Origin of the sequence: Bacillus nitratireducens, assembly GCF_036320425.1 — a bacterium.
Taxonomy (GTDB): domain Bacteria; phylum Bacillota; class Bacilli; order Bacillales; family Bacillaceae_G; genus Bacillus_A; species Bacillus_A nitratireducens.
Window position 1 is genome coordinate 590,403 of record NZ_JAUMJO010000001.1, and the last position, 16,262, is coordinate 606,664.

A 16,262-nucleotide genomic window follows, 5' to 3' on the forward strand; every position below is an offset into this window, starting at 1 on the left:
TCATTGTTTTGATTCCTTGTGGCACCCCTTCTATATTAGCTGTTTGCTACTTTTGTTAAAGCTTCGATTACACGATCCGCTTGGAATGGCTTTACAATAAAGTCTTTTGCCCCGCCTTTAATTGCATCTAATACCATACCTTGTTGTCCCATCGCGGAACAAATGACAACCTTTGCACTCGAATCAATTTTCATAATTTCTTTTAATGCTTCAAGTCCGTCCATTTCAGGCATCGTAATATCTAGTGTTACAATATCAGGTCGAATCTCTTTATACTTTTGGATTGCTTCTACCCCATTCTCTGCTTCACCGATAACCTCAAATTCAGAATTACTTTTCAACAAGTTTTTAATCATTGTTCGCATAAACATCGCATCATCTACAACTAAAATTTTATGTGCCATTCTTTTTGGTTCTCTCCTTACTATGTATAAAAATATCTTAATATTTTCACCTTATCATTCTCACTCATTATACAAAATAAAACGATAAAATTTAATATTTTTTAAAAGAAATTCTTTGTTTTTATTATTTTATTACTAAAATATAAATATATTATTCCTTAATATATATTACAACGCGGCGAGTCTTCATCCAACGAGGCGATCCTTTTTGCGGTCGTTTTCTCATCATGTCACTCCTCAAACTGCTAGGTTGCTTGTTTTTCTTTTTTCATCTTCGTTTCATACACGTATGTATCGAGTTTCAACTTTAATTTGGAAGGAATTTGTCATCGGTACAGCTCTGAAATTTCTTCTATTACAAACTTCTTCTCTGTATACAAATCCTCAATACCACGATACACTTTTTCAGATAGCGGTATTACAATCATATTTGCAATAATAGATCCATATAATGTCGTCAACATTGCAACGGCCATCCCTGTAGCAATTTGTGAAGTATCTTGTAAGTTTTGAAGCATAATGATAAGACCGATTAACGTTCCTATCATGCCATATGCTGGAGCGAAATCACCAATCTTATCTAATAATGTTGCTCCTTTTCTTAACTCATACACTTCAGTTTCAACATCTTTCATTAACACCTCTTTTAATTCCGCCTCATCATAGCCGCTTAACATTAAACGAATTCCCTTTTGAATAAAAAAATTGTCTACTTACTCTCCATCAACTTCTAATGAAAGTAACCTATGTTTTTTCGACCTTTTTGAAAAATCAACAAACAAATCAGTTAACTGTCCTGATTCTTCTTCTCTTCTATGAAAAACAGTAAAAATACTTTCCATATATTTTTTTATTTCTCCAAATCTATATGCCACAACGATTGTCGCTGTTGTCCCCCCTACGACAATTAAAATAGATGAAACATCTAAGAAGTTTTTAAAACCTTTTATTCCACCGCCGCCAAAGATGATTGCCGCTATTACATTCACAAAACCTACTATAATGCCAATTGGGCTAGAAATATCAAACTTCCTTTTTTTCTTTGTGGTCTAGCTAATACTTGATTTTCGTCTCCCATATTCCTGGACTTCCTTTTCATTTTTATAAAACATTTTTTTATTTTAATAATTCGTTTTATCGTATAATATTCATTATACCCTTATAATCTATTTATCGCAATATACTAATAAAATTGACACATTTCATTTCTATACTAGAATTATAATATAGCAATGTGAGGAGGATTCCTATGGAACATAATATTTTACAGGTCATTGCATTAGCAGAAAAACTAAAATACGAAATGCGACACAGTTGGCTTTCAAACGGACGTCAAGAAAGTGTTGCAGAGCATACTTGGCGTATGTCCTTAATGGCTATCTTAGTTGAGCCTTATTTGGATCAAAAAGTAAACATAGAAAAATTACTTAAAATGGTCATAATTCACGATCTTGTTGAAGCAGAAGCTGGTGACATCCCCGCCTTTGATACGATGAATAGCCGTGAATTACAATTACAAAAACAAAAAAACGAACAAGAGGCTATTTTAAATATTAAACGTACACTAGAAGGTTCTCTTGGCGAAGAATTATACGATTTATGGATGGAATTCGAAGCGAAAGAAACGTATGAAGCAAAAGTTGCTAACGCGCTTGATAAACTTGAAGTGAAAATTCAGCATAACGAAGCTGATATTGATACTTGGCTACCAATTGAGCATAAAATGACTTTCCAAGTTGGTAAACATACAGATTTTGACTCTTTTTTATCTAAATTACAAAAAATCATTGAACAAGACGGAGAAAAAAAATTACTCGCTGCTGGCATTGACGTTGAGGCATGCAAGCAGTAACCATTTAATTATGAAATAAGACACTCATTTCGAGTGTCTTATTTCATAATTGTTGATATTGCTTGCTTATAAATAAGTTGTTGTTTTCCATCTACTAACATTAATACTGTAAATCTATCTACTCCAACTACTTCCCCTACTATTCTTACTCCGCTCTTTAAGAATATAGTAACTGCACCTTTTTCTTCTTTTATTTGTTTATACAACTCTTCTTGTAAATGTTCCAATAACTGTTCTCTCCTTTATCAGTAAATAATCCTAATATAAAAAATTAAAGATCAATTACTTATATACTTTATCTTTTATATTCATAAACTTATTAATTAGTATATCTAAATCCCGACTAAATAACAAAACTTTATCATGATCCAATCCATGCCTAGCAACAAGTTGAATTAACTCTTTCTTTTTGTATTCTATTTTATTATGTAATTTTCCCATCTCCATCTCTATACTAAAACTCCTTTTTCCCATAATATTACTTGTAAAATTATAGTACATTTTTACCAATAAAAAAATGAAAAAATGGTTTTTTTTACAAATTTTATATTTATGAAAAGAAATTTTAATGTAATTGTAAGCTACATCCCCCTATTATACGCTTCCATATTGTTTTACCCTTTTCAAAAAGTGCTATGAAACTAAGTGTATGTCATATCTAAATTAGCTCACAGGCTCTTGTCTAATTAAAAGTAAGACTTGCTCCTTTTCCAAATAAAAAACATATCTTATAAAGTAATCCATTAGTTATATAGATTAATTTCCTAAAAAGGAGGAAAAAACATGAGCTTTGGTGGTAGTTGCGCTGGTTTCGGCGGTGGATTTGCTTTACTCATCGTGCTATTCATCCTTCTAATCATTATCGGATGTAGCTGTTGGGGTGGCGGCGGAGGGTTTTAAATATAATACGTATCCTTTTCGCTAAACTCTAAATGAATAAAATATGTTAACTAAAAACTATACGAAAACAGCTCATATTTGAGCTGTTTTTTCATACTTTCGTATGAATTTATGTCCATCTTTTTTGTGATTTCAACTAACAAGAAATCGTTTACTATGGAATAAGAAACATTTTTACTAAGGAGGATTATAATGATTAAAGGTCTTTATGAAGCACATTTACCTGTCTGTAATTTAAAAATTTCGATACCTTTTTATGAATCACTGGGGTTAAAATTATATAAAAGAGACAAAGATATCGCCTTCTTTTGGATTGTAGAAAATGAAAGTTGGATTGGTCTTTGGGAAGGAAAAGAACACAAAGTCAATTATCATCCATCCTTACGACATATCGCTTTCCAAGTAAGCTTACACGATTTAGAAAACGCAATACACTGGCTCAAACAGAAAAGAATTCCAGCGCGAAAAGACTTTGGAATGGAGCCAATTGAGCCAATCGTTTTTCCAGAATTAGCACACGCCTCCGTATATTTTAACGATCCTGATGGGAATAGTTTAGAATTCATTGCACAATTACCTGTTGGACTACCTAAAGCAAAGAAAATGTATTTAAGTGAATGGAAAAAGCATGTACAAACATCGCCAATAGATAGGGATTAATTTTTATGTCAGTGCAATCAGTTTCTTATTCCACACTTCTTAGAACAAATACAAACTTCAAAAAACTATTTTATGGTCAAACATTAAGTGTACTTGGGGATTGGTTTCATACTGTCGCTTTATTAACACTCGTCTATAGCATAACAGAATCTTCATTTATGTTAGCACTCACCTTTATGAGCAAGGGGTTACCTCAACTTCTTCTGAGCCCATTCATTGGCGGAATTGTAGACCGTTTTTCAAAAAAGAAAATTATGATTTTCACCGATATTTTACGAGGAATTTTCGTCCTCACTTATTTATTAGCAGTCTACAAAATTGAAATTATTTTCATTTCTAATATATGCTTATCAGTACTCTCTTGCTTATTCGAGCCTGCTAAGCAATCAACTCTAAAAAATATCGTACTTCAAAAACATTTAATAACCGCTAACTCTCTTTCTAGTACAATCAATGGTTTTATGTCTATTATGGGAGCGTCTTTAGGTGGGATCATTGCACAATCTTTAAGTATCGAGATTGCCTTTTTTATTAATAGCCTATCATACTTTATTTCAGCCTATATTATTTATAAAATGAGTATTCCTGCTCGTGATACTTTTACCACGAAAAAAGCATTTTTTACTGATATAAAAGATGGTTATACATACATATTACAAAGCAAAATTATTTTAACATTAATTCTTGTCGGCATTTCATGGGGCATTATTGGAGGTGCCTATCAGTTACTTCTAACAATCTATGCCGAAAAAATCTTCCACACTAACATTGGTATTTTATATACGATTCAAGGGGCTGGGCTTATGATTGGCAGTCTCCTCGTTAATCTTTATATGTCTAAAAATGAAAACAAAATGAAAAGAGCATTTGGTTGGACCTATTTACTACAAGGAATTTTCTTTCTCGGATTCATTCTATCCGATCAACTTATTATCGGTATCATTACATTACTCTGTATGCGTATAGCAGGGGGAATCATCGTTCCACTTGATACGACATTACTACAAACGTATACGCAAGAAAGCATGATTGGTAAAGTTTTTTCATTTCATTATTCCATCTACGGATCGTTTATACAGTTATCTATGTTTATTACAGGATGGCTTTTAGAAATCCTTTCTCCTCAAGTAATTGGTAGCTTGTTTGCTATGTGCTGTATTTTTATTAGTTTTATATGGCTTTTCTTGTTTTATCGCGGGGAACTTAGTGAAGAATCTACTATCACTTAATAGCATGTATATGTACATGCTATTTTTATTTATGTCGAAATACAAAGGAAAAAGGCGATTTATTTTCCTTACGTTCTAATTTTTTAGAATGTACAATAAATTTAGATTATAAGAAAGGAGATACCATAATGTTTGACGATAGACTTACTATTTCAGCTGAGCAGCAGAAGCTCATTTCCAATGCAACTCGTATTCAAATTCTTCACCTTTTAAAAGACGAGGCACTCACTGCAAAGCAAGTAGCTACTAAACTAAATAAATCTGCTGGTAGCGTTCATTATCACGTTCAAATTTTATATGATGGAGGATTACTTGAATTAGTAGAAACGAAAGAAAAACGAGGAATTATTGAAAAATATTACAAGGCAAAATCTGCTCATTTCTATATTGAAGAAAGCGGCACAGAGGGAACGAATACAGGCAGTCATATTGTATCTCATTTATTTTTAACTCCAGAGGAATTACAACAGCTTACTTGGGAAGTTACACAAGTTTTATTACGCTGGGAAAACAAAACCGCTCGCCAATCAAACTCCGAAGAGGAATACGCTATTTCCTGCAGGATTAAAAAACAATGAAAGAAAGGTCCAACTGCTTATGAAAAATAAATTATTATTATTGTCGGGAACAGGAATTTCTCGTTTAGGTGATTTTATGTATCTCATCGCCCTAAACGTAATGGTGTTAAATAGCACAAACTCCCCTGCTGCTGTAGCAGGATTATGGATTGTTGGTCCAATTGCTACCGTTGTTACAAAAATATGGTCTGGTAGTATAGTCGATCGATTAAACAAACGGTCCATTATGCTCATCACAGATATCATTCGAGCAGCTCTCATTGGCTGTATTCCACTATTTGATTCTATTTGGGCCATTTATATTTTTATCTTTTTGACTCGTATTGCTACATCATTTTTCGATCCAGCTTCATTTACTTATAAAACAATGCTCATACGAGCTGAAGAACGCGCTCAATTTAACGCTTGGAATAGCTTATTTACAAACGGGGCTTTTATTATCGGTCCAGCCCTTTCTGGAATACTTCTCACCACGTACTCAGCATCTTTTGTTATTTACTGCAACTCACTTTCCTTTCTACTTTCTACTATTCTCATTTACTTCTTGCCAAACATTACATTACAAACAAAGCAAAACGAAGAGATTGCAAATACTTTCGTACAAACATTACGAAGCGATTGGAAACAAGTTTTTTCATTCGCTCGAACGGAAACTTACATTATTCTCATATTCGTTTTATTTCAAGCTACTATGCTTGTTTCTATGGCACTCGATTCACAAGAAGTTGTTTTCACAAGACAAGTACTGTTTTTATCCGATATAGAATATAGCATGCTTGTTAGTATAACTGGTGCTGCGTACGTTTGCGGTTCATTTCTTGTCTCTCTCTTTGCCAAACGATTACCAATTCAACATTGTATCGGATTCGGTATGATTTTCACAGCAATAGGCTATGTGATTTTCGCCTTTTCAAATTCATTTATAATCGCAGCGAGCGGTTTCATTTTACTTGGCATTTCTTCATCATTTGCTGGTACTGGCTTTATCACATTTTATCAAAATAACATCCCGGTTCATATGATAGGACGTATTGATAGCGTATTTGACTCAATAAAAAATTTCATCCAAATCTTTTTCGTTTTAGCAATTGGGGCATCCGCACAATTTCTTTCCGTTCAAATTACTGTAATCATTAGCTCGTTACTCATTCTTTTCCTTTCCTGTTTATTAGCAATCCGGGTAATGACGCCTTCACGAGAAAAATATTTTAAAGCTACAGGGTCATCTTTGGAATATTAACCGCAACATAAAAAACGGCTATTTTTCCGCTTTTCATCCCGCTATTTGCCGGGCAGTAAGATCCCGGATTGGTGTGGCTAATAATCAGTGTAGGGATGAACAAAACCCCCACTGATTAAAATTTCACTTTATGTTAAAATATTTATTGGATTTAATTATGTAGGGGGGCTATTTTGGAGATTATATTCATTTTCATATGTATTATATTAGTAGCTTCTATTTTACAAACAAGTACAGGTTTTGGCTTTTCTATTATGGCAACACCTTTTTTACTCATGTTATTTCTACCACAAGAAGCTATACAAATAAATATCATTTTATCATTAATTATTTCCATATCACTCATTTGGAAAATAAGAATGGACATTGATTTTATTCTACTGAAAAGATTAATTTTCGGAAGTATAGTTGGTGTTCCTTTTGGTATTTTAATTTTCATTTCCATTAACATCAACACATTTAAATTAGCAATTAGCATCCTGCTCTTACTATTAACGTTGATGCTAATATGCAACTTTAAGATTAAATCAACAAAATCTAGAGATTTCTTAGTGGGTGGATTATCCGGTCTTTTAACGACAAGTATCGGTATGCCAGGACCACCCCTGTTACTTTACTTTACAGGAACTGATACGAAAAAAGAGAAGTTGAGAGCAACTACATTGGCTTTTTATCTGTTTATATATTTCATTAGTCTAGTAACTCAAATACTCTTTACTGGCACTAACAAAACAATTTGGGAATCAAGTTTTTATGCAACTCCAATTGTATTTTTAGGTTTGTTTATAGGTCAAATTATTTTTAAATGGCTTAATCAACGGATTTTCAAAATATTTACGTACATCCTTTTAAGTTGTACGGGGGTTTATCTTCTTATTGAAAGTTTGAACTTGTTATAGAGGGTGCTTTAGATAGTGCACAATAATAGATAAGTTCAAACGAAATTATTGCTGCATTTTCAAGTGCGATGGGGCATTCTATATCAAAACTTAAATAACTTTATTGGCAGTTTACAATTAGCAATAATCGTTCTTTCATAAGACAAATATTTTAAATCGAATACTAAATAAAACGATAAAAAGCGGCTATTATGCCGCTTTTTACATTAAATATTTTATAAAGCAAAGACCTGCACTTACTATCACGAATATATTAAAAAATAAGAAAAACCCTTTTTCAAAATCTGTATACTTTTCTACTTTTACTCCGCGTTTTTTTAACTCCATAACTATCATTGCAACTTCACGTGCATACTCAATACTTCCAAATTGTATATGAGTGTTATTATATTTGATCTCAAAGACATTTTTCATTTTTTTATGTTGCGAAATAGATTGTATATCCTCTATTGGCATGCTATGCTCATTTGTTTTTTTAAAATAACAATCTAATCCTTTCATGATTACTCTTTTATTTGTTAAAACGATATAATAATAAAAAGTAGCTCCTACGTAATATATATTTGGTATTACTTTATTATTTGTCATATATCCTTCGTCTACTAATAGTTCCTTCTCAATTTCTTCACCAGTTTGTAATTCGTTCCTAATTGATTCTTCTAACATTTGTAAAGTTATTTTTTTTAGTAGATCTCCATTTCTCACATAATACTTATCTATATTGATAGACTCATTCGCCTCTTTTTCTAAACGTACAATTTCTTCATCTGAATATTGGAGCTCATTTAACATCGACAATAATCTTTTATCCATATTACACACTCCCCTTCCACAGTTTTTGAAGTTTTTTCTTCCCTCGAGAAATTCGATTGTATATATAATCAGCCGTTACTTTTAATTCTTTTGCAATATCGTCAATGGAATACCCATCAATATACCTCTTTAAAAAGATATATCGATACTTCGTATTTAAATCTTGTACGATTTCCATAATCTCTTCTTCTTGTTCTATTTCATACCTATCATGGATACCTGTATCTACTTCTACATCTTTATCGATTTTGTTCTCTTTATATACTTTCTTTTTATATTCCAATGCCTTTAATTTAGTAATACCAATCATCCAAGATTTTAAGTTTCCCTTTTCTATATCAAATTGGTCGATATTAAACCAAATGACAGTAAATACATCGTTATAACAATCATCTACATATTGTTTCTCAATAGGGGTACTTAATGATTTATGAATAATGTATAAAACTAATTTTCCATATTGATCAATCACTTCTTTCAAAGCATCTTGATCACGTTTTTTCATAGCTATAATTAAATCCTCTTCAGAATCGAAAATCATAAACATCTTCCTTCCTCAGTTCCCCTTTAGCAGCTGCTTTTACTTACTATTGGCACTTCATTCTCATTTTCTATCACTTTTGTAAAAATTTATTAATTTTTATTTCTATGTATATGATAGCAAAAAAAAGACATTTCTCCTCAAAAAAAAGACAAACCCGCATTACAGGTTTGCCTTTTTACTTATTTCTTATTTAATCCTTTTTCATTTAAAAACTCTTTCATATGCATTCTTTTCTCTTTGGACATAAATGAACTCATTGATTCTGTCCATGTTACGTTTTTTTGATTTGACGATCTTTCTTTGTAATACGCACTCATCGTTTCATCATATTCGTTTAATAATTCATCATATTTCTTTTCATCGTATCCATTTTCATGAAGAATTGCTGCTACCGGTAATCGTGGTTTTACTCCATGCTCTTCATCTGGTACGCCGACTGTCATTCCGAATACCGGATATACTTTATCCGGTAAATGAAGCAATTCACTCACTTCTTTCGGGTTATTACGAATTCCGCCAATATAACAAATACCGTATCCTAAAGATTCAGCTGCAAGCGCTAAGTTTTGTGCAAAAAGTGAAGCATCTACCGTCGCAACGATAAAGTCTTCCACTCCTTCATGTTTTATCTCTGTACCATGTTTTTCACACGCCATTTCAAGTCGTTTTAAGTCTGCACAACAAACAAAGAATGCTGCGCAGTCTTTCACGTGACGATTCCCGGATAATTCAGCTAGTTTACTCTTTAGTTCCTGATCTGTTACATATATAATAGAATACGCTTGTACAAAATGTGAGGAAGCTGCATGCTGTGCCGCGTGCACCATTCTTTCTACTACCTCTTTTGAAATTGGTTCTTCTTTATATTTACGAACTGAAACGTGTTGCTCCATTTTATGTATAATCTCATTCATGAAAAACACTCCTTTTTTTCTCTTCATAATGAAAAATTAACACATCTTTTTCAATATTCACAACTTATAAGCACAAAAAGAGCAATTCTTTTTGAATTGCTCTTTTTTTAAACGTCTATCAATACGGTAAATGAAATTATATCGACAATAATTTAAATATATCAACGTTTTTTCGAATATATCGACTTACCGACAAATAACAACAGATTTACACCAAATTATTTCTTGTCTTATTACGCCGTTTTCAAAACCTTAATACCTTTAACGATATTCCAAATGAAGTAGTAAATCCCTACAAGAATAAACACTGCATACGTTATAACCATCCCAATTCCAACGCTCTCAGACTGATTGAAACTTAAACCGTATACTCCTGATAGTGCTAATCCTCCAAATAAAATTGCGTATGGGAAAATATGTGACCAAAATGCTTTTTTCGCATGATATTTCACTTCATCCTCCGCAACGAAGTACACGATAATTGGCAGTAAAAATGGTGCAAAAAAGATACTAAAGTAACATAGTGAAGATAATATATTATTTCCTTTCATCCGATTCACCTCTAAATAGTTTTTGTTATCTTCATTATGTCAGGAATGCATTCTAGAAACTATCGCTTTACCTTTCATGAACATGACATATTTGTAAGATTTCCCTCAAAAATAATCCCGCCTGAAATTTCAGGCGGGATTATTTTTCTCTATATTCGATTCATAAACCAATATTGCGTAATGGCTAAATACTCTCGTATATTCGATGGAATGACAATTCGCTTCGGTGTTTCGGCCGGAAGACCTTCTAATTGTAAACCTTGTTTTGCTGCTATTTTTTTCGCTCTAAACATATGGAAATCGTTTGTAACGATCATTCCTTTTTTCATTTTGTCCGGAATTAAAGGCTTTGAGAATTTAATATTCTCATCCGTGCTCGTCGAACGGTCTTCCATTATAATGCGGTCTTCTGCAATATTTTGTTTCATTAATCCTTGTTTCATCGCTAATGCTTCTGTAATATCTTCACCTTTTCCTTGGCCTCCAGATACAATAGCAATTGTTTTATCGTGTGATTTTAAATACTCAGCTGCTTTATCAATACGATATTGCAATGAGTACGATGGTTTCGTTCCGTTTACTTTCGAGCCTAATACAATTATGTAATCAGCATCGTAGGTGGCATTCATATGTCCATGCTTATAAATGTTATATTGTAAAAATCCCGCATAAACCGCGCAAACCATTATAATTCCTATAATATACTTAATTATTTTCTTCTTTCTCATATCCATATACTCCTATGCCCTTTGCTTCTTTCATCATAATATCCATTTATTTGTTTGTATACAGACAAATTCCAATTCACCCTAATTTATCCTCTAAAAAGTAATATTTATATTCCTTTTGGGAACAGTAAGTACAACTTTGCACGAAGGAGTGTCCCTATTGCTTCTCTTTTTATGTAACGTATCGTTCTTTTTTATCTTATTTTTACTATCACTTAAGATGCTCGGTAAATCTGCTTTGGCACAACTAACTCCTCATGATTTTGGTGCTATTATCTTTTTATCTTATTTAGCTTTTCAGGCCATACCAGTCTCTGGTGCTTTGCAAGCTTTTCTCGGTATGGTCGTTATTACATGTTTGCATTTGCTTCTTACAAAATTAAGCTTACTAAACAAACTAAATCGTTTCATTCTCGGACACCCTATTATTTTAATTAAACATGGTGATATTATTTTTGAGAACTTACAAAAAAGTAGATATCCAATTGCTGAACTACTGTCTAACCTTCGCGTTGCAGGGTATCCAAGTGTTCACGAAATTGAATATGCTATTTTAGAAGCGAATGGAGCCATTAGCATTTTACCAAAGCGTGAACTTGTACCATTAACTCCTAAAGATTTGAACATAGATGTTAAATATGCCGGATTACCAATTGCCCTTATTGTTGATTCACAAATTCAATACGATAACTTAAAGTTAATCCATAAAAACGAAAAGTGGTTACATGCAGAGTTAAAGGAGAAAGGCGTTACAAATATTAAAAACGTTGCTTTCGCTTCTGTGCAGGAGACAGATGGATCTTTTGCGATTAGTTTAAAAGAATGAAAAAATCCCCTTATTTGTTCAAGGGGATTTTCTTCATTATATTGCCGCTTTCTCACTCGCCATGTTTAACGGAACAGGATGTTTCATACGATTCATCGTAAATACGATAATCGCTGTCAATACTTCAGCTACTGGCATAACGAGCCAAATTCCGTTTATACCAAATAATTTCGGCATAATCCATAACAATGGAATAATAAATAGTAAACCTCTGCTCATTATGATAAGTACTGATTTTTTCGTTTGTCGCACCGATTGGAAGTACTCTCCATATACAATGTTATAGCCTAAAAATACATATTGAATAAAGAATAAACTAATACCTGTTAACGTTAACTCCAGTAGTTCTGGCGATTGTACATCAAATAAACCAATAATATATTTCCCGAAGAATAAACCGATAACAATTGCAATACCTCCGAGTACTACTGCAATTTTTACAGCAAACTGCAATCCTTCACGTAATCTTTCTGATAAATTTGCACCATAATGGAAACTAGCAATTGGTTGTAATGCTGCACCAACACCGAAGAATAATAGTAATGTCATTGCATGAATACTATTCACCATCGCATAAGAAGCTACACCTAGTTCTCCTGCATATTGAACGAATGCAATATTAAAACCAATTGTTACAATTGCAACTGTACTTTCTGCTGTAAAGCTTGGGAAACCAATCACCATAATTTGTTTAACCGTATCCCATTCAAAATGGAATTTCGTCCATTTTAATACACTACTTTTTCTAAAGAAGTGAGTTAATAACACAAGGAAACCAATCGCTGCCGAAAGAATAGTCGCTGAGGCAGCACCTGTTACACCCCATCCAAAGATAAAAATAAAGATATAGTCAAACACTATATTTAATACAGCCGTTACAACAAGACCTGCCATTGCTAAATTAGGATTTCCGTCATTTCGTATAAATGTACTTAAAATATTTTCTAACACGTATATCATTCCAAATGTTAATAACACGTGTAAATAGTCTAACGCATATGGTAAAATCACTTCATTTGCACCGAATAAGTATGCTATATCTTCTATTCTCCATAAGCAAATAGCTGCTAAACCAGCTACGATAATAACTGCCACTGTCATAGATTGAGTAAAAATAGACCTTGCTCTTTCCAATTTATTTTCCCCTAGTGCAATGGAATATAACGTTGCTCCGCCCATTCCAATCCATAATGAAATAGAGAAGAAAATTGAAAACGCTGGAATAGCTACGTTTACTCCTGCCAAGCCGTTTGCGCCAACTCCTCTACTAATCATGACCGCATCAATCACAATATTAACCGACATTAATACCATCCCAAGAACAGCTGGTATTAAATACGTGATAAATAAACTTTTAATTGGTTTTTCTCTTAATTTTTCTGTTGTTTCCATCATATAAATGCTCCTTTTTCAATGCTCTGTTCACAGTTTAAACCTTAAAGTTACTTGAAGGTCAATAGAGAATCAAAAAATATATAAGCCTATTTTTTATTTATTTTTTAACAACAGGTATTTGAATTTCCGTTACTTGCTCCTTCGGATTTTCTGTTACAGACCAGTCAATTAGCGCAAGCTCAAGTGCATCTCCGCTTACTTCGTATCCTTCGTTATCAATGTGCTTTAATAATTCCGTATACGTTGCGTCTGTTTCTTCATATGGTCCATGGTGATAAGAACAAGCAAATAAACCTTCTTTAATTTCATCAGAAGTCTGAACTTGAAAAGGCATATAATCCAAAAGAATAAAAATACTACTATACGCTTGAAACTCATTTTGAAGTAATGCTTTTTTTGAAACTGTTACACCGATATCTCCTGAAAATACACTATTATCAATTTGCTTCATATTTTTTTGCAGCGAATGGATATAATATTCAAACATATCATCTGTTGTATTGGGTGCAACCGCAATTGCTGTTATTTTTCTCTTCGATATCTTTTTAATTACAATTCGATCTGTTTCCGCTTTCGTCGCTTTCTTCATTAAATGAATTTTATGTTCCATTTTTGCCAAAGCATACTCGATTTCTCTTTGCTTTTTTCGCATCATTTCTTGTTGTTTTTCTAGTAAATTCAACGCATAAGACGGATTCCGTTCATCAATATATTTTTTTATTTCCTTTAATGGGATATTTAATTGGCGTAAAAATTTAATTGTATCTAATAGTGAAAACTGATCGATTGTGTAATAGCGATAATTGGTTTGCGGATCAACAATTGACGGATGAAAAATTCCTTTTTCGTCATAATAACGTAATGTAGATTCCGCTATATTATGCATTTTTGCCATTTCTCCAATGGTAAAACGTTTATTTAATAACATTTTTCTTTCTCCATTCATTATATGTAAACTTTATTACTTCCTATTATATATCTATATCTCCCATTTCTAAAACGAATCCTCTCATGAAAATCTGCTATTTTTTCATTGATTTTTAATAAATTTTATTATATATTAATTACAGGTTCAAATTACGAGTTCAAAAGAACTTGTAATCAGACCCTTTGTTTAATGGGTTTTACATATTTTCATTAGGCAAATTCCGAGAAATCGTATGATAAAAATAAAAATGATGAGGAGATGATCAGATGGAATTCGAATTTTTCTTTCAAATTGCACTTATTTTATTAAGTACAAAGCTTGCTGGTGATCTTAGTGTTAGATTAGGTCAACCTTCTGTACTAGGTAAATTAATTGTCGGTATCGTTATCGGTCCAGCTGTATTCGGTTGGATTGAAAATTCAGAGCTTCTAACACAATTAAGTAACGTCGGGGTTATTCTTTTAATGTTCATGGCTGGACTTGAAACAGACTTAGAAGAATTAAACGCAAATCGTAATTCTTCTTTAGCAGTTGCACTCGGAGGTATCATTCTTCCATTCGTAGGTGGTTACGTTTCCGGTCTTGTTATCGGAATGGAACAAGGGAACGCTGTATTTTTAGGATTACTTCTATGTGCGACAAGTGTTAGTATTTCCGTTCAAACACTTCGTGATTTAGGTAAAATGAAAACACGTGAAAGTACAACAATGCTTGGAGCAGCTGTATTTGATGACATTCTTGTTGTTATTTTATTAGCATTCGCAATGAGCTTCTTAGGTACAGACGATGTTAACTTAACAATGGTTATCTTGAAGAAAGTTGTATTCTTCGCCTCTATTATTTTAATCGGGTGGAAAGGTGTTCCAGCGATTATGCGTTGGTTATCACCACTACGCGTATCTGAGTCTATCGTGAGCGCGGCTCTTATTATCTGTTTCTCATTCGCATATTTCGGCGAATTATTAGGAATTGCTGGTATTATCGGTGCTTTCGCAGCTGGTATCGCTATTTCTCAAACGAACTACAAACATGAAGTAGAAAAGAAAGTAGAACCAATTGCTTACGCTATGTTCGTTCCAGTGTTCTTCGTTAGTATCGGTATGAATATTACATTTGACGGTATTGGCGATCAAATTTGGTTCATCCTAGCATTAACAGTAATCGCTGTATTAACAAAACTAATTGGTTGTGGATTTGGTGCACGAATGACTGGATTTGACGCAAAGTCTTCGGCAATTATCGGCGCTGGTATGGTTTCTCGTGGTGAAGTTGCTCTTATCATCGCAGGAACAGGACTTTCTTCTGGCCTATTAGCACAAGATTACTTTACAGCAATCGTTATTGTCGTTATTTTAACTACAATGATTACACCACCAATGTTAAAATACACTTTTGGTGCAAAAGATAAAGCAATGAAAGCAAGTAAATAAGTTTCATATAATAAAAGGAGATTACTATCTAATAAGATAGTAATCTCCTTTTTCATTTTATCTTTAAACAATCCCGTTCTTTTTTAACCAGTTTTCAAACATAGTTCGTGCTTCTTCATCATCGATATCATTACTAAATGAATACACCTTAATGCCGTAATCATCTATATATTCACCTAGTTTCATTTCCTCGACTTTCTTATAAAAATCGTCTACCTCATAGTGCGGAATATAAGCATCCCAAACTGGTTCATTTATTCTTTTGTACGCCGTCACTTCTAAATCATATCCATCTTCATAATATCCGATGTGATAATGTTGACTAGGATCATATTTCTTCATAAAAATTCCCCTCCCTTTGAAAATTTATC

General features: G+C 32.8%; 20 protein-coding genes and 1 pseudogene. 9 read left to right on the top strand and 12 right to left on the bottom strand.

Annotated elements, in window-relative coordinates; genetic code table 11:
* Positions 1 to 35 precede the first annotated feature (35 nt).
* Both Q3V31_RS03105 and Q3V31_RS03110 read right to left on the bottom strand, forming a co-directional pair.
* Positions 36 to 404 (bottom strand): response regulator, encoded by a 369-nt coding sequence (locus tag Q3V31_RS03105; protein ID WP_000940574.1) that lies wholly within the window; start codon positions 402 to 404, stop codon positions 36 to 38.
* A gap of 245 nt (positions 405 to 649) precedes the next feature.
* Positions 650 to 1,482, bottom strand: a pseudogene (locus tag Q3V31_RS03110) (MotA/TolQ/ExbB proton channel family protein).
* A 171-nt stretch (positions 1,483 to 1,653) separates the two neighbouring features.
* Between Q3V31_RS03110 and Q3V31_RS03115 the strand changes: the two are divergent.
* Positions 1,654 to 2,256 (top strand): HD domain-containing protein, encoded by a 603-nt coding sequence (locus Q3V31_RS03115; protein ID WP_000400778.1) that lies wholly within the window; start codon positions 1,654 to 1,656, stop codon positions 2,254 to 2,256.
* Positions 2,257 to 2,294: 38 nt separating this feature from the next.
* Here Q3V31_RS03115 and hfq read toward each other — a convergent pair whose 3' ends face one another.
* Entirely contained in the window at positions 2,295 to 2,483 is a 189-nt protein-coding gene (gene hfq, locus Q3V31_RS03120; protein WP_000400656.1) for an RNA chaperone Hfq, read from the bottom strand.
* 55 nt (positions 2,484 to 2,538) lie between these two features.
* Positions 2,539 to 2,757 (bottom strand): aspartyl-phosphate phosphatase Spo0E family protein, encoded by a 219-nt coding sequence (locus Q3V31_RS03125; RefSeq protein ID WP_033656546.1) that lies wholly within the window; start codon positions 2,755 to 2,757, stop codon positions 2,539 to 2,541.
* Between the two features lie 282 nt (positions 2,758 to 3,039).
* Between Q3V31_RS03125 and Q3V31_RS03130 the strand changes: the two genes are divergently transcribed.
* From Q3V31_RS03130 to Q3V31_RS03155, 6 genes are all read left to right on the top strand, one after another.
* A complete protein-coding gene (locus Q3V31_RS03130; RefSeq protein WP_000007805.1) occupies positions 3,040 to 3,156 on the top strand; it encodes a YjcZ family sporulation protein in 117 nt (38 codons plus the stop codon).
* 192 nt (positions 3,157 to 3,348) lie between these two features.
* Complete coding sequence (locus tag Q3V31_RS03135; protein WP_329762297.1) at positions 3,349 to 3,816, top strand: VOC family protein; 468 nt, start codon at positions 3,349 to 3,351, stop codon at positions 3,814 to 3,816.
* A gap of 5 nt (positions 3,817 to 3,821) precedes the next feature.
* A complete protein-coding gene (locus Q3V31_RS03140) occupies positions 3,822 to 5,045 on the top strand; it encodes an MFS transporter (protein WP_329762298.1) in 1,224 nt (407 codons plus the stop codon).
* A gap of 128 nt (positions 5,046 to 5,173) precedes the next feature.
* Positions 5,174 to 5,623 (top strand): ArsR/SmtB family transcription factor, encoded by a 450-nt coding sequence (locus tag Q3V31_RS03145; protein WP_000459092.1) that lies wholly within the window; start codon positions 5,174 to 5,176, stop codon positions 5,621 to 5,623.
* A gap of 19 nt (positions 5,624 to 5,642) precedes the next feature.
* Positions 5,643 to 6,863: an MFS transporter gene (locus Q3V31_RS03150; RefSeq protein ID WP_000791693.1), complete on the top strand. Its 1,221-nt coding sequence runs from the start codon at positions 5,643 to 5,645 to the stop codon at positions 6,861 to 6,863.
* Between the two features lie 173 nt (positions 6,864 to 7,036).
* Positions 7,037 to 7,762 (top strand): sulfite exporter TauE/SafE family protein, encoded by a 726-nt coding sequence (locus tag Q3V31_RS03155; RefSeq protein ID WP_329762299.1) that lies wholly within the window; start codon positions 7,037 to 7,039, stop codon positions 7,760 to 7,762.
* 201 nt (positions 7,763 to 7,963) lie between these two features.
* Here Q3V31_RS03155 and Q3V31_RS03160 read toward each other — a convergent pair whose 3' ends face one another.
* From Q3V31_RS03160 to Q3V31_RS03180, 5 genes are all read right to left on the bottom strand, one after another.
* Positions 7,964 to 8,575 carry a PH domain-containing protein gene (locus Q3V31_RS03160; RefSeq protein WP_097871722.1) on the bottom strand — a complete coding sequence of 204 codons (612 nt, stop codon included), beginning with the start codon at positions 8,573 to 8,575 and terminating at the stop codon, positions 7,964 to 7,966.
* 1 nt (position 8,576) lies between these two features.
* Positions 8,577 to 9,122, bottom strand: coding sequence for a sigma-70 family RNA polymerase sigma factor (locus tag Q3V31_RS03165; RefSeq protein ID WP_329762301.1), 546 nt, complete (start codon positions 9,120 to 9,122; stop codon positions 8,577 to 8,579).
* A gap of 176 nt (positions 9,123 to 9,298) precedes the next feature.
* The gene (nfsA, locus tag Q3V31_RS03170) at positions 9,299 to 10,033 is read right to left on the bottom strand and encodes an oxygen-insensitive NADPH nitroreductase (protein ID WP_329762302.1); all 735 of its coding nucleotides are present in this window, start codon (positions 10,031 to 10,033) and stop codon (positions 9,299 to 9,301) included.
* Positions 10,034 to 10,266: 233 nt separating this feature from the next.
* Positions 10,267 to 10,584 carry a magnetosome magnetite crystal formation protein family gene (locus Q3V31_RS03175; RefSeq protein WP_000678043.1) on the bottom strand — a complete coding sequence of 106 codons (318 nt, stop codon included), beginning with the start codon at positions 10,582 to 10,584 and terminating at the stop codon, positions 10,267 to 10,269.
* Between the two features lie 149 nt (positions 10,585 to 10,733).
* Entirely contained in the window at positions 10,734 to 11,312 is a 579-nt protein-coding gene (locus Q3V31_RS03180) for a YdcF family protein (RefSeq protein ID WP_001227665.1), read from the bottom strand.
* A 160-nt stretch (positions 11,313 to 11,472) separates the two neighbouring features.
* Here Q3V31_RS03180 and Q3V31_RS03185 point away from each other — a divergent pair, with 160 nt between their 5' ends.
* The gene (locus tag Q3V31_RS03185) at positions 11,473 to 12,138 is read left to right on the top strand and encodes a DUF421 domain-containing protein (RefSeq protein ID WP_000923939.1); all 666 of its coding nucleotides are present in this window, start codon (positions 11,473 to 11,475) and stop codon (positions 12,136 to 12,138) included.
* 36 nt (positions 12,139 to 12,174) lie between these two features.
* On the opposite strand, the gene Q3V31_RS03190 is transcribed toward Q3V31_RS03185, so the two are convergent.
* A complete protein-coding gene (locus Q3V31_RS03190; protein WP_033656726.1) occupies positions 12,175 to 13,530 on the bottom strand; it encodes an MATE family efflux transporter in 1,356 nt (451 codons plus the stop codon).
* A 100-nt stretch (positions 13,531 to 13,630) separates the two neighbouring features.
* Positions 13,631 to 14,461 (bottom strand): MerR family transcriptional regulator, encoded by an 831-nt coding sequence (locus Q3V31_RS03195; protein ID WP_000925938.1) that lies wholly within the window; start codon positions 14,459 to 14,461, stop codon positions 13,631 to 13,633.
* 266 nt (positions 14,462 to 14,727) lie between these two features.
* Between Q3V31_RS03195 and Q3V31_RS03200 the strand changes: the two genes are divergently transcribed.
* On the top strand, positions 14,728 to 15,891 hold the full coding sequence (locus Q3V31_RS03200) for a cation:proton antiporter (protein ID WP_000393882.1): 1,164 nt from the start codon (positions 14,728 to 14,730) through the stop codon (positions 15,889 to 15,891).
* A gap of 63 nt (positions 15,892 to 15,954) precedes the next feature.
* On the opposite strand, the gene Q3V31_RS03205 is transcribed toward Q3V31_RS03200, so the two are convergent.
* Positions 15,955 to 16,233, bottom strand: a complete 279-nt coding sequence (locus Q3V31_RS03205) for a DUF3986 family protein (protein WP_329762306.1) — start codon at positions 16,231 to 16,233, stop codon at positions 15,955 to 15,957.
* Between the last annotated feature and the right edge of the window lie 29 nt (positions 16,234 to 16,262).

Coding starts and splice junctions, on each gene's coding strand:
- Q3V31_RS03190 (WP_033656726.1), bottom strand. CDS start 13,530: ATGGAAACAACAGAAAAATTAAGAGAAAAACCAATTAAAAGTTTATTT.
- Q3V31_RS03130 (WP_000007805.1), top strand. CDS start 3,040: ATGAGCTTTGGTGGTAGTTGCGCTGGTTTCGGCGGTGGATTTGCTTTA.
- Q3V31_RS03205 (WP_329762306.1), bottom strand. CDS start 16,233: ATGAAGAAATATGATCCTAGTCAACATTATCACATCGGATATTATGAA.
- Q3V31_RS03140 (WP_329762298.1), top strand. CDS start 3,822: ATGTCAGTGCAATCAGTTTCTTATTCCACACTTCTTAGAACAAATACA.
- Q3V31_RS03175 (WP_000678043.1), bottom strand. CDS start 10,584: ATGAAAGGAAATAATATATTATCTTCACTATGTTACTTTAGTATCTTT.
- Q3V31_RS03150 (WP_000791693.1), top strand. CDS start 5,643: ATGAAAAATAAATTATTATTATTGTCGGGAACAGGAATTTCTCGTTTA.
- nfsA (WP_329762302.1), bottom strand. CDS start 10,033: ATGAATGAGATTATACATAAAATGGAGCAACACGTTTCAGTTCGTAAA.
- Q3V31_RS03115 (WP_000400778.1), top strand. CDS start 1,654: ATGGAACATAATATTTTACAGGTCATTGCATTAGCAGAAAAACTAAAA.
- Q3V31_RS03135 (WP_329762297.1), top strand. CDS start 3,349: ATGATTAAAGGTCTTTATGAAGCACATTTACCTGTCTGTAATTTAAAA.
- Q3V31_RS03145 (WP_000459092.1), top strand. CDS start 5,174: ATGTTTGACGATAGACTTACTATTTCAGCTGAGCAGCAGAAGCTCATT.
- Q3V31_RS03105 (WP_000940574.1), bottom strand. CDS start 404: ATGGCACATAAAATTTTAGTTGTAGATGATGCGATGTTTATGCGAACA.
- Q3V31_RS03160 (WP_097871722.1), bottom strand. CDS start 8,575: ATGGATAAAAGATTATTGTCGATGTTAAATGAGCTCCAATATTCAGAT.
- Q3V31_RS03195 (WP_000925938.1), bottom strand. CDS start 14,461: ATGTTATTAAATAAACGTTTTACCATTGGAGAAATGGCAAAAATGCAT.
- Q3V31_RS03165 (WP_329762301.1), bottom strand. CDS start 9,122: ATGTTTATGATTTTCGATTCTGAAGAGGATTTAATTATAGCTATGAAA.
- Q3V31_RS03200 (WP_000393882.1), top strand. CDS start 14,728: ATGGAATTCGAATTTTTCTTTCAAATTGCACTTATTTTATTAAGTACA.
- Q3V31_RS03125 (WP_033656546.1), bottom strand. CDS start 2,757: ATGTACTATAATTTTACAAGTAATATTATGGGAAAAAGGAGTTTTAGT.
- Q3V31_RS03180 (WP_001227665.1), bottom strand. CDS start 11,312: ATGAGAAAGAAGAAAATAATTAAGTATATTATAGGAATTATAATGGTT.